The 15728-nt window shown below is 43.6% G+C and carries 10 protein-coding genes; 3 read left to right on the top strand and 7 right to left on the bottom strand.

What is annotated here, in order from left to right; translation table 11 throughout:
- The first annotated feature begins 105 nt into the window (after positions 1-105).
- Positions 106-765 (top strand): YsnF/AvaK domain-containing protein, encoded by a 660-nt coding sequence (locus AAEY78_RS01155; RefSeq protein WP_352336579.1) that lies wholly within the window; start codon positions 106-108, stop codon positions 763-765.
- A gap of 172 nt (positions 766-937) precedes the next feature.
- Here the strand turns inward: AAEY78_RS01155 and AAEY78_RS01150 are convergent, their stop codons facing one another.
- Both AAEY78_RS01150 and secA read right to left on the bottom strand, forming a co-directional pair.
- Positions 938-1456 carry a hypothetical protein gene (locus AAEY78_RS01150; protein ID WP_352336577.1) on the bottom strand — a complete coding sequence of 173 codons (519 nt, stop codon included), beginning with the start codon at positions 1454-1456 and terminating at the stop codon, positions 938-940.
- Between the two features lie 312 nt (positions 1457-1768).
- Positions 1769-4558, bottom strand: a complete 2790-nt coding sequence (gene secA / locus AAEY78_RS01145) for a preprotein translocase subunit SecA (RefSeq protein ID WP_352336576.1) — start codon at positions 4556-4558, stop codon at positions 1769-1771.
- Between the two features lie 430 nt (positions 4559-4988).
- Between secA and mutS the strand changes: the two genes are divergently transcribed.
- Both mutS and fdxA read left to right on the top strand, forming a co-directional pair.
- A complete protein-coding gene (gene mutS / locus AAEY78_RS01140; protein ID WP_352336821.1) occupies positions 4989-7943 on the top strand; it encodes a DNA mismatch repair protein MutS in 2955 nt (984 codons plus the stop codon).
- A gap of 141 nt (positions 7944-8084) precedes the next feature.
- Complete coding sequence (gene fdxA, locus AAEY78_RS01135; protein WP_352336574.1) at positions 8085-8408, top strand: ferredoxin FdxA; 324 nt, start codon at positions 8085-8087, stop codon at positions 8406-8408.
- Between the two features lie 109 nt (positions 8409-8517).
- Here fdxA and AAEY78_RS01130 read toward each other — a convergent pair whose 3' ends face one another.
- The 5 genes from AAEY78_RS01130 to AAEY78_RS01110 all read right to left on the bottom strand — a co-directional run bounded on the left by AAEY78_RS01130 (position 8518) and on the right by AAEY78_RS01110 (position 15556).
- Positions 8518-8970 carry a pilin gene (locus AAEY78_RS01130; RefSeq protein WP_352336573.1) on the bottom strand — a complete coding sequence of 151 codons (453 nt, stop codon included), beginning with the start codon at positions 8968-8970 and terminating at the stop codon, positions 8518-8520.
- Positions 8971-9106: 136 nt separating this feature from the next.
- A complete protein-coding gene (locus tag AAEY78_RS01125; protein WP_352336571.1) occupies positions 9107-9580 on the bottom strand; it encodes a pilin in 474 nt (157 codons plus the stop codon).
- 497 nt (positions 9581-10077) lie between these two features.
- The gene (locus AAEY78_RS01120) at positions 10078-10521 is read right to left on the bottom strand and encodes a type IV pilin protein (RefSeq protein WP_352336569.1); all 444 of its coding nucleotides are present in this window, start codon (positions 10519-10521) and stop codon (positions 10078-10080) included.
- 2 nt (positions 10522-10523) lie between these two features.
- The gene (locus AAEY78_RS01115) at positions 10524-11111 is read right to left on the bottom strand and encodes a type IV pilin protein (RefSeq protein ID WP_352336567.1); all 588 of its coding nucleotides are present in this window, start codon (positions 11109-11111) and stop codon (positions 10524-10526) included.
- On the bottom strand, positions 11111-15556 hold the full coding sequence (locus tag AAEY78_RS01110) for a pilus assembly protein (RefSeq protein ID WP_352336565.1): 4446 nt from the start codon (positions 15554-15556) through the stop codon (positions 11111-11113). The genes AAEY78_RS01115 and AAEY78_RS01110 overlap by 1 nt, the downstream gene beginning before the upstream one ends.
- Between the last annotated feature and the right edge of the window lie 172 nt (positions 15557-15728).

Genomic DNA, 15728 nt, shown 5'->3' with positions numbered 1-15728 from the left:
TAACTGCGAATAGATGAATATGTTTTTACTAAGCCATACCTCCTTTATTATAAAATTTTATAATAGTCGCTTTATAATAATGCACATTTGAAAAGGACTTAAACGATGAATAACGACAATACAATTAATAATAAAATCAGTAATGACCATGATCTACATACCAATGTGTCAGCTACTGACCCTGCTAATGCCCAAGCAGCCAAAAGTTACACGGTTAGCGATACTTTAGATAAAAACAAAAGTGCAAATCAAACCGATATTAGCCACATAAATAACATATCAGGTCAAGGCGGACGTCTAGAGCTACTAGAAGAGCGCCCGGTCGTTAATAAAGAGCGCTTGGATGTTGGTCAAGTCACCATAACTAAGCATACTCGTACCAAAACCATTAATGTGCCTATTGAGCTGATTGAAGAGTATATTACGGTAGAGACTAAATACTCCGATGACGATAGCAAAGCTTTATTGGTAGGCAATTATGATGATAAAGATATTGTAAAGCATGTCGATCCAACCTTAGACAAGCATGCCGTAGTGACGATTAATGGTAAGCAAGTTGAGATTGGTGATGCGCCCCTTGAGATTGTTATCTCGCGTCAAGTGGCTGTAATTACCAAAGACACCCATGTGATTCAAGATGTTGAAATCAGTAAAACCACTCATGTACATACTGATACTATCCCTGTGATGTTGCAACATGAAGAGCTTGAGGTTTTTGAAGAAGGCTTTTTAGATCATAAAGGCGGACGTCAGCTAAAAAAATAAAATGAATCAGTCATCATTAAAACATTGATTGATTTGGATATTTTGACTGTGATATTACATAAATAGCACGCACAAAAAAAGCAACCTAATCGTTGCTTTTTTATATGGGACATGATTAAAATTTATAGCTGTAAGTTATATTGTAGCCTAAATCATCAGAATACTAGCCAATTTATTGAGTTTTATTACAGTCATAAGTACTCACTTTACTGGCGTCTGCACCTGCCATACGCATCACACCGGTGTCGCGTGCTGCATGCGCTACCCGCCATTGGGTAAAGCCTTCGCTACCATCAAGCGCACTATCCGCTTCATAGACTTCAGGATTGGTGCCGTCATTGGTTTTGCCTAAAGTCAACGTGCCCTTGTCCGTTGCAAGGATAACATCATCTTCTTCGTATGTGGCTTGCACCTTGAGTTCAGGCGAGCAAAGATAATTGATTTGGGCACGCTCTGTATTTATGTTGGCAACGGTATCATCGGCAACTTCGCTCTCTGAAGGATCGTCGGTCTCTAATATGGTTACATTAGGATCGGCAGGCTCAGCTGACATCGGTACTGCTTCTTCCGTCTGAATGCTATCGTCTTGATTGGTTTCAGCATCTGATTTTGGCTGACAAGCAGTAATGCTAAGCGCACCAGCAAGTACACTCATAATGAGGACAGAAGGTCGCACATGTCCTAAACTCATAACACTCTCCTAATTTAATATGGTAATTACTATAGCCTGTCTAATGATTGACGCCTATATTGAATTTGTAAGCACATTTTAGTAGAATTATTTTATCTTGCGGAACAGAGCATTGATTCATGGACGTTAGTCTGTGGTTAAGGGCTTGTACTTCGGAATTATAAGTTAAATTTAATATTAACTAAGCGCATAAAAAAGCCCAGCACATAACCTGCGCTGGGCTTTTATTAGCAATGATAAAACTTGATTGTCACAAGATGAATAAGATAATTAATCGCATCAGATAACGATATTAATTAATAACTTAAACCATTAGATTTTGCCATGGCATTGTTTGTATTTCAGTGCTGAGCCACATGGACATGGTGCATTACGGCTGACATTCATACCGGCATAAGGATTGGGTTCAGCATTCTCATCGCCCATTACAGCGGCAGAGGCAGTAGAACCACCAAGATTGACGCGCATCTGACCATTCGCACTTGCATCCGACTCTGGTTGTGACTCGCCTGCTAAATTTGCCACCTCATCGTGCTCGAAATGCATCTGCATTTGTGCAGCTTCTGCACGTTGCTGTGCCTCTAATGCATCTAACTCTTCTTGAGTTGGGATATGAACTCGTGATAAATCTTGCACGGTTTCAGATTTAATCGCGCCCAGCATCATTTGGAACAGCTCAAACGACTCACGTTTATACTCTTGCTCAGGATTCTTTTGCGCGTAACCACGCAAGTGAATGCCTTTGCGCAACTGATCCATTTGGGTTAGATGGTCTTTCCAATGCTTATCAAGACTTTGGAGCATGAAATGACGCTCAAGCTGCGCGGCACTTTGGACGCCCATTTGCTCACGGCGACCCCGATAATGCTCAAGCGCGGTGTCAATAATCTTGGCACGTAGCCCTTCTTCATCCAAACGGCGGTCGGCATCGAGCCAATCATTAATCGGCATATACAGCTTAAATTCGTTCTCAAGCTCATCCTCTAGCCCATCGACATTCCATTGGTCATCGACAGAACCTGGCGGAATAAACTGGTTAATCATGGCGTTATAAACATCATAATGCATGGCTTCGATGGCGTCTTTTAATTCCATATCTGCCAGTAAATCATCGCGCTGACCGTAGATGACTTTACGCTGATCGTTTGCCACGTCATCGTATTTTAGCAAGTTTTTACGGGCATCAAAGTCACGGCTTTCAACTTTACCTTGGGCATTTTCAATCGATCTTGAAACCATTTTATGTTCAATGGCTTCATCTTCTTTGAGACCCATAGCGCGCATCATATTAACCACGCGGTCACCGGCAAATATACGCATCAAATCATCTTCTAGCGATAAAAAGAAGCGCGACATGCCGGGGTCACCTTGGCGACCAGCACGACCACGCAGCTGATTATCAATACGGCGTGACTCATGACGCTCAGAACCAACGATATGCAAGCCGCCTGCCGCAACCACTTGGTCATGCTTGATTTGCCACTCGGCTCTTAGACGCGCCATTCCTTCAGGGCTGACCGCCTCAATATTTTCAATAAATGACTGCCAGTTACCGCCTAAGATAATATCCGTACCACGACCTGCCATATTGGTGGCGATAGTCACGGCTTTTGGGCTACCCGCCTGCGCGATGATTTCGGCTTCGCGCTCATGCTGCTTGGCGTTTAGGACATTATGCTTCACGCCTTCTTGATCAAGCAGATAAGACAACTCTTCACTGGCTTCAATCGTTGCAGTACCAACCAGTACCGGTGCGCCTTTTGCCTGAATCTCTTTAATCTCGCGGATGATGCCTTGGTATTTACCGAGTTTGGTTAAGAAGATCTGATCTTCCAAATCTACCCGCGCAATCGGCTCATGAGTTGGAATAACGATGACATCCAAGTCATAAGTGGATTTAAATTCTGCCGCTTCCGTATCCGCCGTACCGGTCATGCCAGATAACTTGTCATATAGACGGAAAAAGTTCTGGAAAGTCGTGGTGGCAAGGGTTTGGTTTTCCGCTTGAATCTCAACACCTTCTTTAGCTTCAACGGCTTGATGCAGACCTTCTGACCAGCGACGACCGGGCATAGTACGACCGGTGTTTTCATCAACGATGACCACTTCGCCATCATCAACGATGTAATGGACGTTTTTCACAAACACATGATGAGCACGAATGGCGGCTTGCACGTGTGCCAATAATGGCAAACGACTTGGGCTATACAGACTTTCATTTTCGCCAAGTTCGCCCACTTCGATTAAGAAGCGCTCAATTTTCTCATAGCCTTTTTCGCTAATTTCAATCTGACGATTTTTTTCATCAATCCAAAAATCTTCTTCTTCATTATTTTTATTAGCTTCTTCATCTTTTGAACGAATAAGCACTGGAATAATGGTATTAATCAGTGCATACATTCGCGAAGAATCTTCCGCTTGACCCGAGATAATCAGTGGCGTACGGGCTTCGTCAATTAAGATAGAGTCAATTTCATCAATAATACAGAAGTTTAGTGGACGCTGTTTTTTCTCGCCCAAGCTAAAGACCATATTATCGCGTAAATAGTCAAAGCCGTATTCATTATTGGTGCCGTAAGTGATGTCCGCTTGATAGGCATCGACCTTTTCTTGCGCCGGTTGCTGCGAGTAAATCACGCCAACGGTTAAGCCTAAAAAGGCAAATAAAGGACGGTTTAACTCGGCATCACGCGCTGCCAAATAGTCGTTGACCGTGACCAAATGCACGCCTTTACCACTAATGGCATTCAGATACATCGCCAATGTCGCCATCAAGGTTTTACCCTCGCCGGTTTTCATCTCGGCGATTTTACCTTCGTGCAAGGTGATACCACCAATCAGCTGCACATCATAGTGACGCATGCCGTTGACGCGTAACGATGCTTCGCGGCAAATGGCAAAGGCTTCTGGTAATAAGGCATCCAAGCTTTCGCCGTTTTGATAACGGTCTTTAAGTTCTTGGGTTTTCTGTTGCAGCTGCGCATCAGATAAGGCTTGTACTGCTGCCTCTTGCGCGTTAATTTTGGCAACGACTTTACGCATGCGTTTTAGTTCGCGCTCATTTTTAGTGCCAACCACACTGCCTACAATCTTTGATAACATAATTTTTTAACCTATGGAATATTAGATAATCAACAAAGTCACCTTAGCAAAGTTGCGCCAGAATCAACGAATCTGTCGCCCTTTTATCGTTCGACTCAGTACTACCTAATCAAGTATCGCCCAATTAAGTGTGTCGATATTATATATGGTTATGGCGCTAATGGATACAAGGGCAATGGGCAGTTATTTGCAGCGGTCTTTAAGCCGTCAGTCATGGTAAAATAGCGCTAAATATTCGTTTAAATCAGATTAAATCCAAGCGAAACATAAGCCATAAAAGAGACTGTGCATGACCGAAACAGACGCCACATTGCCGCGCAACAATCATCATCTGCGTAATCATTTAAATAATAGTCAGCAGCCCAAAACAGACAGCGCAGACACGCTTATCATCGGTACAGAAACCTATGATTTAGCCGACCATACGCCAATGATGGTGCAATACTTGACTATGAAAGCCAACTATCCCAATGCGCTATTGTTATACCGGATGGGCGATTTTTATGAGTTGTTTTTTGAGGATGCCAAACGTGCCGCGCAACTGTTAGACATTACTTTGACGCGACGTGGTACGGATAAAGCAGGTAATACCATTGCCATGGCAGGTGTGCCGTTTCATGCTGCGGATAGTTATATGGCGCGGTTAATTGCGGCTGGGCAAACGGTGGTGGTCTGTGAGCAAATCGACGAAGCTACTGACACTATGCCAGTTATGGGCGAGAAAAGTAAAAAAGAACATGGTAATAAAAACGACAAAGGTGCTACGAAAGGAAAAGCCAAACCGCCAACCATTATGCGCCGTGAAGTGGTCAAAACCCTAACCGCAGGCACGATTACTGATGATGCTCTGATTGCGCCCAATCATACGCCCACGGTGGTGGCTATTGATATCACTTTGCCAAAAGGTAACAGTCATCAACCGTTACAAGCTGCGGTTAGCCAATTGGACTTGGCAGCAGGTACGTTGACCACGCAAAATTTGAGTGTTGAGAATAAAGACAATTCTGACAGCATAAATCAAACTGAACAATTACAAGCGCAACTGCTTACGGTACTGGCGCGCTTTGCGCCTAGTGAATGTATTATCAGCGAGGCAATGAGTGACCGCCTTGGTGAAAGTATTGGTGAAAAATGGCTGTTATGGTTACGCAGTCATCTTGACTGCCCCATTATCGAAGTGGCAGCAACCGACTTTCACCGTGACCATGCCAGCGCCACCCTTTGTGAGCAGTTTGGCGTTCAGCGTCTTGATGGACTGGGAATTGCCGATGCCAAGTTAAGCCAAACCAGCTGCGCCGCCCTGATTCATTATGCGCGTCAAACCCAACAGCGCCATGTACCACAAGTTAATCAACTGATTGTCGAACAGCATGATGATTACCTTATTATTGATGCCAATAGTCAGCAAAATCTTGAGCTATTTACGCCTGTGAGCGCAAATGGCACCGCTTTAATATCGGTGGTCAATCATTGCAACACCCCTATGGGCAAGCGCCTACTGATTCAGCAAATGAAACGTCCATTACGCGAGCATAGCCGAATCAATCAACGCTTGGATGCCATAACGCGCCTGCTAGATACCAATCCTGAACTGGTGAGCAATCTACGCACGACGCTAAATACCATTGGTGATATCGAGCGTATCAGTAGCCGTATTGGACTGATGAGCGCCCGTCCGCGCGACTTGCGCAAACTTGCTGACGGTATTACGAGCAGCAATCAATTGACCACTCTATTCATCGAGTCTGACATTCTGCCCGAACACAGCGGCTTATTGCCTATGTTAATGCAGCAATTACCTAAGGAATTACCAGCCATACGAACGGTTGCCGAGCTGATTGAACGCGCCATTATTCCTGAGCCTCCGGCACATATTCGTGATGGCGGTATGATTGCCAGCGGTTTTGATGCGGATTTGGATCGCTTAACGCATTTACATGACAACATTCAAGCCACCCTTGATGACATGGCAGCACGAACCCGCCAAGAGCACCACCTGCCCAGTCTTAAAGTTGGCTTTAATAAAGTCAGCGGTTTTTATTTTGAGCTGCCAAAAATGCAAGCGCATAATGCGCCCGAGCACTTTATCCGCCGGCAAACATTAAAGAACTGCGAGCGCTTTATTACCGATGAGTTAAAAACGCTGGAGACAGAATATCTGAGCGCGCAGACTTTAGCTCTTGCCCGAGAAAAACAGCTGTATCAACAGATATTAACCACGTTAAGCCATCATTTAAGCGAGCTGCAACAACTCAGCGCGGCAGTTGCGCAAATAGATGTGCTGAGCAATTGGGCACAACTTGCCCGTACATATCAATGGCAACGTCCAGTGATGCGCCATGATAGCGGTACAAACCATAATAATGTTGCTAACTCAAAAACCAATACCAGTATTGATATCAAAGCCGGTCGCCATGTCGTTGTTGAAGCGGCACTCAATGCCAAAAATCACTCTCACGCTGAACAGCCAAGCGCCTTTGTCGCCAATGATTGTCAGCTGGGTAGTAACTTGAATGATGTTAATGATAAAGGTCACTCTGAGCGGCTGATGCTGATTACGGGTCCCAATATGGGTGGCAAATCCACTTATATGCGCCAAACTGCGCTCATTGTACTGCTTGCCCATGTTGGCAGTTACGTGCCAGCAGCGAGCGCCACTATCGGTGATATTGATCGTATCTTTACCCGTATTGGTTCAGCAGATGACCTTGCCGGTGGCAAATCCACCTTTATGGTCGAGATGATAGAAACCGCCACCATCTTGAACCAAGCCACCGATAAATCTCTGGTACTGATGGATGAAGTCGGGCGCGGCACCGCAACTACAGACGGGCTTGCCATTGCCCATGCTTGCGTCAATCGCTTGCTTGATATTGGCTGCTTGACATTATTTGCCACCCATTACTTTGAGCTGACCCAACTGGCAAAAAGCGCTTCTGACCATCCAGACAGTAGCCACACTAATGGTATTCGTAACGTCCACGTTGCCGCCAGTGACATCGACGGGCAATTATTACTGTTACACCAAATCCGTGACGGCGCGGCAAGCTCCAGCTTTGGGCTGCATGTCGCCAAGATGGCAGGCATCCCTAGCCAAGTGCTAGAGGATGCCCAGCGCTATCTACAACAGACCCTACAGGCAGATACTGATGACAAAACTGACTTAGCTAAGTCACAAAACGAAAAACGAGCACCGTATTATAGCGATAATGCGACTATCGATAGCATAGCTATTGCAGCACAAACGCCTGATATCATCGACAATTTACAACAAAAACAACTGCTTAGACTATATGACGCTCTCACCACCCTCGACCCTGACAGTCTGACGCCCAAACAAGCGTTAGACATGCTATATACTCTCAAACAAGGTATTAATCGCTAATTGGGTTTGTTAAATGGTCGTAAAGGCGCTAAAATATGTCTTATTTTTATTTAAACGCCTTTTAACTGACGTTTACTTATTTCACCCTATTTTTGCCGTAGCTTTGACCATACGGCACACCAACCATAGGTAGCCGCCGCCATGACCTTTGTCGTTACAGATAACTGCATCCTTTGCAAGCACACCGACTGTGTCGAAGTCTGCCCTGTGGACTGCTTTTATGAAGGACCCAACTTCCTCGTTATTGACCCTGATGAGTGCATCGACTGTGCACTGTGCGAGCCTGAATGCCCCGCCAATGCCATCTTCTCAGAAGACGAAGTACCAAAAGGCCAAGAAATCTATATTCAGCTCAATGAAGAACTGGCGCAAAAATGGCCTAATATTACTGAAATCAAAGACAGTCTGCCAGAAGCTGAAAAGTGGGATGGTGTTGCAGATAAATTACAGTATCTTGAGAAGTAACTGATTTATTGAAATGGCTTAACGTCTAAAGTTAATAAAAAACCACCCAATGGCATACAGCTATGAGGTGGTTTTTTCTGTTCATTTTTTATGGAGATAACTAATAATCTTACTGACAACCCTTCGGTAAATATGAATGAGGTATCCCTGCTGACGCTTGACACTGCCAAGTGCCATTAGCAGCGCGGTCAAGACTAAGGTGCTGGTTCTGTAGATAGCCTATGTTTTGAATTTTGCAGCGTACGGCATTGGGTGTTGCGGCAGTTGCATGCGGTGTGGTAACAGTAAACTGGCAATATTTAGTCTGCTCTGGTACATTCAGACCCTCCGGTGAGAATCCTGTAACTCCTGCACCCTCATTAATTAATATCTGATAAGGCAGTCGAAAATGATTGAGCTCTTGATAGATAGTAGTTAGTTGAGACTGTCTAATCTGCGATTGATAGCTGACCGCTGCTATGGCAGCCAAAATACCAATTACTGCAATCGTTAACATCAACTCAATCAACGTAAAACCAGATTGGAGTGTAACGCTAACGTGACGCTTCGAAGTTTTTAGCATAGTGGTACTGACTTTCATAGGTGATAAACTGTTAGTACGGACTGCTTACCATTTTGGTTTTATAGATAATAAAAAAGCCAAACATCACGTTCGGCTTCCTATATTTATTACTAAGCTATATGTATATTATATATACTTATTCTGTTAAAGCAGTAATTGTAGCTCCAGGAGTACAAGTGCCCGATACATATTTTGTATCTACATCAGTAGCACATGACCATTTGCCCGTTGCTTTAGTATAAGTGTTTTGAATATGTTTATCTTTTAGATTACTATTCACTTTAGAACCAAATTTATATTGGATAGTATATGTATCAGCAGTCACTGCCCATGCTGGTGCTATTGCTGTACCATAAGTACCGGCTAGCTGAACGCCTAGAACGTTAGTAGCAGCAGCTGGATCACCAGTTGATGCACCAAATGCTGTGCCGGTATCGATTTTTTCTTGTGCAGCGCTCTCAATGCCTTTAAGCAACGTTATTGGCTCTGCCATCTGTGAGCGCGCAATATAGTTCTGATACTGAGGAATAGCAATCGCAGCCAAGATACCGATAATAGCGATTACGATCATTAGTTCGATTAAGGTAAAACCTTTTTGCATAGTATTCATAGCATTTCCTTTGGGTAATATGACGACAGTGTGATGACTATCTAATTCCGGAGTGTCACTAGCTGTCAGTTATAAGTATGGGGTATTCATAGTAGTGGTGTCAGTCACGCTAATGCTAATCACTGACTGGTCTTATTATTATTGTTGCAGATACTGTGCCAACTTTTGGCAATCGTTATTTTTTTAATTCATACTAAAAAATTGTCCATATATCCTTACTAGAAATAAGGATATATGGACAATAGTATGACAAAAAGGAAGATAAGTTAGGGTAATGCCGCTATTACTTAGAACAGAGTAGCGATACTCAGCAAAACTAGGCGACATTTTTTGTCACTAGCTCATTGTTGCTGTATCCTTACCCAAAAATGTCACTGTTTAGCAGCGTATCATTGTATTTAAGTGCTGATAGTTTGAGATTGACATTTTTTGTCCAGCTTCTGAACTGATATTTTTCGTTAATGGCTTATGTTTATCACAACTAATCGCACCGCATGTTAGTTCCATTCCTCATTAGTACCGCATACACTGTTACGGCACTTGATACCCTGATGGTTTAAGCTAAGAGTACCATCGCCTGCCATTTGAGTGCCGGGTTTGGGCGCGGCAGAGATTGTCCATAGAGCCGTAATAGGGCTTGGGGTAATGATAACATTATAAAGCGCTGTGCCTTGTTTTGGGTAGTCGCCCGTAAAGGGTGTTAGCTCTGCGGCAGTAATGGCAGTATAACTGCTCTTTGCCACCTTTTTACCTTCGATTTGGCTTGCGATATTATTTATCTCGCTCATCATGTCAGTACGTTTGGTTTTAATGACATGGCGCTGATAAGTGGGATAAGCAATCGTGGCTAAGATGCCGATGATCGCTAGAGTAATCATCAGCTCAATAAGAGTAAAGCCTGACTGTGGTTTAAACCTTATACTTGCCTTTGTCTGTATCATTATCACCATTCCTCTTGTCCGGTGCCGCAATCGTCCGCTGTTAGGGTGACGCTGGTATTTTTACAGCGAGTGCCAGTGCTGGTGAGCATAATGACGTCACCACCCTTAGCACCGCTATTGGCATTTGGTACAGCAAGCATTTTCCATGTACGACCGATGGTAGTATTAAGTCCTGTTGTCAGTAAGGTCTTAGTAGAGTCTATACCATCAACGAGGGTGATTTTGTAGCGGTAATTGCTCGACGTGCTGCCTGTTGGTACATAGATGGTATTACTATCAGCATCATAAGCATAGCTGGTCGTAGTGATCTTGTTGACTGTGGTCAATTTTTGTGGAAGGAATCCTTGATACGTCAACGCTCTAGCGCGCCAACGGTCAAGCTGAATCTGTAGTTGAAGCATCGTGGCTTGAGTTTCGCGCTCTGCATTGATGATGGCATAGCGGCGATAACTCGGTACAGCAATCGCCGCCAATATACCGATAATAGAGACAATAACCATCATCTCTATTAAGGTAAAGCCAGACTGACGCGCTTTAATACTCGCAAGGTATTTTGGCTTAGTGGCGATGCAATCAGCTGAGTGCAACATCAGTTTGCCTCAAACCATTGGGTGGGCTTGAGCACGTAACGATCACGGAATATCAAGTCTGCCATTGAGCCGTCACCACCAGTGGTGGTTGCGCTGCCATAACCGTTGGGATTGGTGATTTCAGTACCCGTTAAGAAAGGGTTAGGTGCAGTGCCTTTTTTACCATCCGAGCCGTAAGCTAAACGGTCACTTGCCCGTTCATTTAAGGTGCGCGTACCCAGTAATACGGTGGTATTGAGGTTTTTATCATTGACCGCCCCAAGACTTAACTCTTGAATACCCTCACCTGCGGATATAAATCCACCCGTACCACTGACTGAAGTATTGTTCTTATCCATGCATACGCCATAAGGCAAGCAATATAACTGATGCTCAGAACCGCCTAGTACTTGCGCTTCACAGATATTTTTTTTATTAAATGCCATATTAGGGTCATAGACAGAGACATATAGATAATTATTAACCACGCGGTAATCGCCCATGGCTTTAATATGCGGTACTTTTTCAAAACCGCCAAAGCGCGTTAACGGATAGTACCATCCGTATTTGGTTTTATCTTTCATCGGTTGGGTCAATGCTAGCTTAGCTTCTGTCGTATTCACCGTAAGCTTACCGTCACCCAGCTCGACCAAATGCTCGTTATTATTAAGCTCTTTAATTTTCAAGGTAGACAGCTCAGCGGTCAACACATCAGCACGGGTGACATCACTATCGATGATGCCATACAGTCTGTTTGCTTGTTTAATATCACTACGATGCTTGGATAGAGGTGAGCTACGATCTCCTGAGGCGATATTTACCAACGCAAATAAGGACTGGGAACTGTCTTGATAAAAACTTACGACTGGACGGTTATAAAAACGGTAGGCGATAGGATTTATTACCGTACTTGCTGTATTACGTTTGGAGGCATCAAGAAGGCGGACGACTCGCACATTGTTAAATGCCTTGCCTTTTTCATTAATAAAGTCCGCACGGAACACATTACCACCCATATCAGCGAAGTACAGATGATCGAAGAGTCCATCATTATTACGATCTAACGCCGTAACACCAGCGACAATACTATGCTTGTACAGGTTACTCCATGACCAAATTTTTGCGCCAGTCTTGGCATCACTCACATATATCGAGCTGCCTTTAGTAGCGTTAGTCGGGCTAAATGTTGGGGCTTCATACTGCATATCATAGCCACCCCCAAAGATAATGACGTCTTTATATTTGCTATCGCTTGCTGACTCGTTCAGACGTGCAGTGGTGACAGTATTCCATATTTGTCCGACATTACTGTAGTCACCGTTAACCGTAGTGGTCTGAACACCACTAATATTTTGATGCAATACAGGTGTGGTATTCGTCACGTCAGGGGTAATGCTAAATAATATTTTAGGTAAGTTTTTATCTGCCAAATCTAAACCATAGAGACCATCGCCGCCCATACGAAAGCCACCATAGGCGGCAAGCGGTAAAAAATTACTGGTGTTGGTCGCATCATTGACGTCATTAGCATTAGGTTTATATAAAGAGACTTTGCGCGTTTCCGTAACAGTAGCACTACTATAGCGATATTTTGCACTTACAAGCCATGGTGCATCGACACCAAATGCCAAATCCCCCATTGCATCTTTGACCAGTGCGTCCGGTTGCTTACGGAACATCTCTTGTAGAACCAGCGCCCATTGCTCTTTACCTGATTTAGATTCCACCATATGTAGGGCGCCATCCATCGTACCAAACAATAAATAGTCATCGCGGTTATTTGCAGTTACATTACCCGCCTCATCGACCTCAGCACTGTAAGATACTAGTGTAGGCTTTGAGTGCACTACACCACCCACTTGACGAATAGGTGATAAAGGTAAGAAATTCTTCATATCCATTTGGTCGATATATAGTGGCTCATTAACGTTAGTAGGATTTCTATAATCTTCCATATATTCAACGTTATATCCTAAAAAATTTAGTAATAAACGCTTAGATTGCAGCATGGTCAAGCGTGCAGAATATACAGGATCATTAACATCGCGAAAGGTCGTCGGTACGCCACTAGAGTTGACACTCAGCTGTACTACGCCACTAGGGATAGTGGTGTCACTTCCTGCGTCATTTTTACCGATATAGTTTTCGACAAATACGTTACGGGTACTGGTTGGTGCCTGGGAGTTTGCCGCTTTCAGCTGCGCATAAAACCCACCTGCAGTAACAGCAGAGTTTCCTGAACTTAGATAAGGTGTCGGCTGCCATAAGTCAGCAGTGCTGTCTTTTAATGAACCGCCTTTTTTAGTATTGTCATAGAGCCTGCCGCCATTACGACCGTATAAAGTACCATTTTTAGTCTCATATTTTTTAAGGTTACCCGGCCACACTCTATAAGTATCTCCAACTTTTGGCTCAAGCAACGGCAGATAGGCATATGGTAGGGTGGCACTGGTTTGGTACGGGTCATCAGGTACACTAATAGTACCTGCAGGAATGGTATTAATGGTCTGGTTTAAGTCAGTGATGAATTTTTGCACACTATTGGCAATATCAAGCGATGTTTCTGCGTAAAAGAAGCCACCATTACCATAATCTTTTCCGCCCCATTTACAAGCATTTTTGGCATCTAAATTGGTTGCAGCATCACAGTCATAAGTACCGTCTGACTTTTTAGGGATGCCAGCAAACGATGAACCAAAACCTGCTACCGCAGTTTTAATACTAGTTCCTGCAGGATTTTTTGTCGGGTCATATAAGCGCTTAGCATATTCACCAATATACTCCCAACCGCCAGTCTCACCAGGGAATAGATTCGACTGTAGCTTTGGTGATAGCAATCCTGTAGGCTTAGTAGTGATACCAAAGCTGTTCGTTAACGATTGGTTAATAATGGCACTTGCCATACTGTCTTTAGTTGAGTTGGGCGCACCGTCAGTTAAAAAGTAAATACCATTACTATCGCAACTCTCTTTACTACTACCCTTAATGTAGGTATTACTACTGGTATTTTTAGTATCTGCTGCTGAGTATCTGAAGCCACCCACATTGTTGTCTGTAAGATCCGGCTTTAGTGTAAACGGGTTGGTACGATAAGAAACCAAGCCGGTAATATTTTCACCGTAACTCCAAACCGTACCAACGATAGGCTCAATATCAAGTGGCTCTTGCGCAACTTTTAACCAACCCCCATAGCGCCAACCAACTGGTAACGTATCATATGTATCCCATAGATTTTTCATATCTACAGTCTTATTCGTTGCAGTTTTAACTTTTGTGTTAAAGTCAGTTTGATCTTTAATCCTCGTCCAAGTACCGTTTGCTTCTGGATAGTAAATTCCGCCACTCACAGTTCCCGTCGAGATAGTATTGCCAGACCGACCTGGCCAGTTATTAACGCACTGCTTGACGGTGGCACCAATGGCTGTTGTATCATTCGTACCAAGCTCGACACAGACAAAGTAGATTTGCTTATCTTCACTTGCTGATTTTTGCTTGACCATGTAACCATCATAAATGATCTTGATATTTGTTATATTGGTTAAGGTACTGTCCGTACCGGTTCCCGTACCCATCATATACGCGCCAGCCTCAGCATAGGCGTGCGCTGTTGGTGTACCACTGGATGATTTGATCACGTTTGGATAGGTATTACTGGATAGTTTTAAATTAACGTTTGTCGTACCATCTTCATTAGTAGTAGTATCAAGTGACTTAATGTCTGCTAATGCAGCAGCGATTTTTTGTCGCTGAGAGATCGTCAAAGGTGCTGAAGGCACCAATATCCGACCTGAGTGACCATCAACCAGCTTATTAGTTGCCGTACCAATATTCATCTCCGTTTTCGATGAAAAGTGCCCAAGCCCCATAAAAACTTTATTGTTAATTTGGTCACTAGCAAGCAGTGGTAATAGCGCATCTTTTAGCCGTGACAGTCGATCAAGTTCTGTGACCCCGTTTTTAGTACAACCACGCACATAATAAGGAAAAGACTGATTCCCGATAACCACACTTCTATAAATTGAGGTTTTATCTTTGGTTGGACTACCGACAGTGGTATCTGTCAGATTATATTTCCATTCAAAAATACTATTGGTATTATTTCTATTGTTTTGATATTCGCCAACACCGATGCGATCGCACAAGGCAACATCTACATCCCCCGGACTACCAAATGGGTTATTTTTTGGCAGTACCAATGAGCTGATACCCATCGAACCCGAGGTATCAATCATCATCATCAAGTTGGTACGGGCGGCGGCGGCGGGCTGGTAGATGCTTAGGTCGCCCATTTGACTGATAACCCCTTGTTCATTCACTGCTGCCTGTGTCATGGTCATGCACAACAAACTAATGATAGCGGTGCTTAGACTCGAGACAGATAGGCAATATTGGGTTACAGGTAAACTGTGATATGGACAAAGAGATTGCATAGAGCTATCAAAACGATTCAGTGGCTTTATTTTCATGAAAATATCTCCTGAGCACGGCTATGATGGATACGAATTTATCAATACTATCGTTTACCATAATTGCTAATTACAAAAGTAATTAAGCCCATGCTATATTACTAAGTATATGTTTTTTATATATTATTTAATAATGCTTTATGATATGACCTGCTAATAATATTGCTAGTCA

The sequence above is a fragment of the Psychrobacter sp. 16-MNA-CIBAN-0192 genome (genome assembly GCF_040309565.1).
In the GTDB taxonomy this organism is placed as follows: domain Bacteria; phylum Pseudomonadota; class Gammaproteobacteria; order Pseudomonadales; family Moraxellaceae; genus Psychrobacter.
The sequence above is the reverse complement of the archived record's forward strand: the minus strand, read 5'-3'. Positions and strand labels throughout refer to the sequence as shown.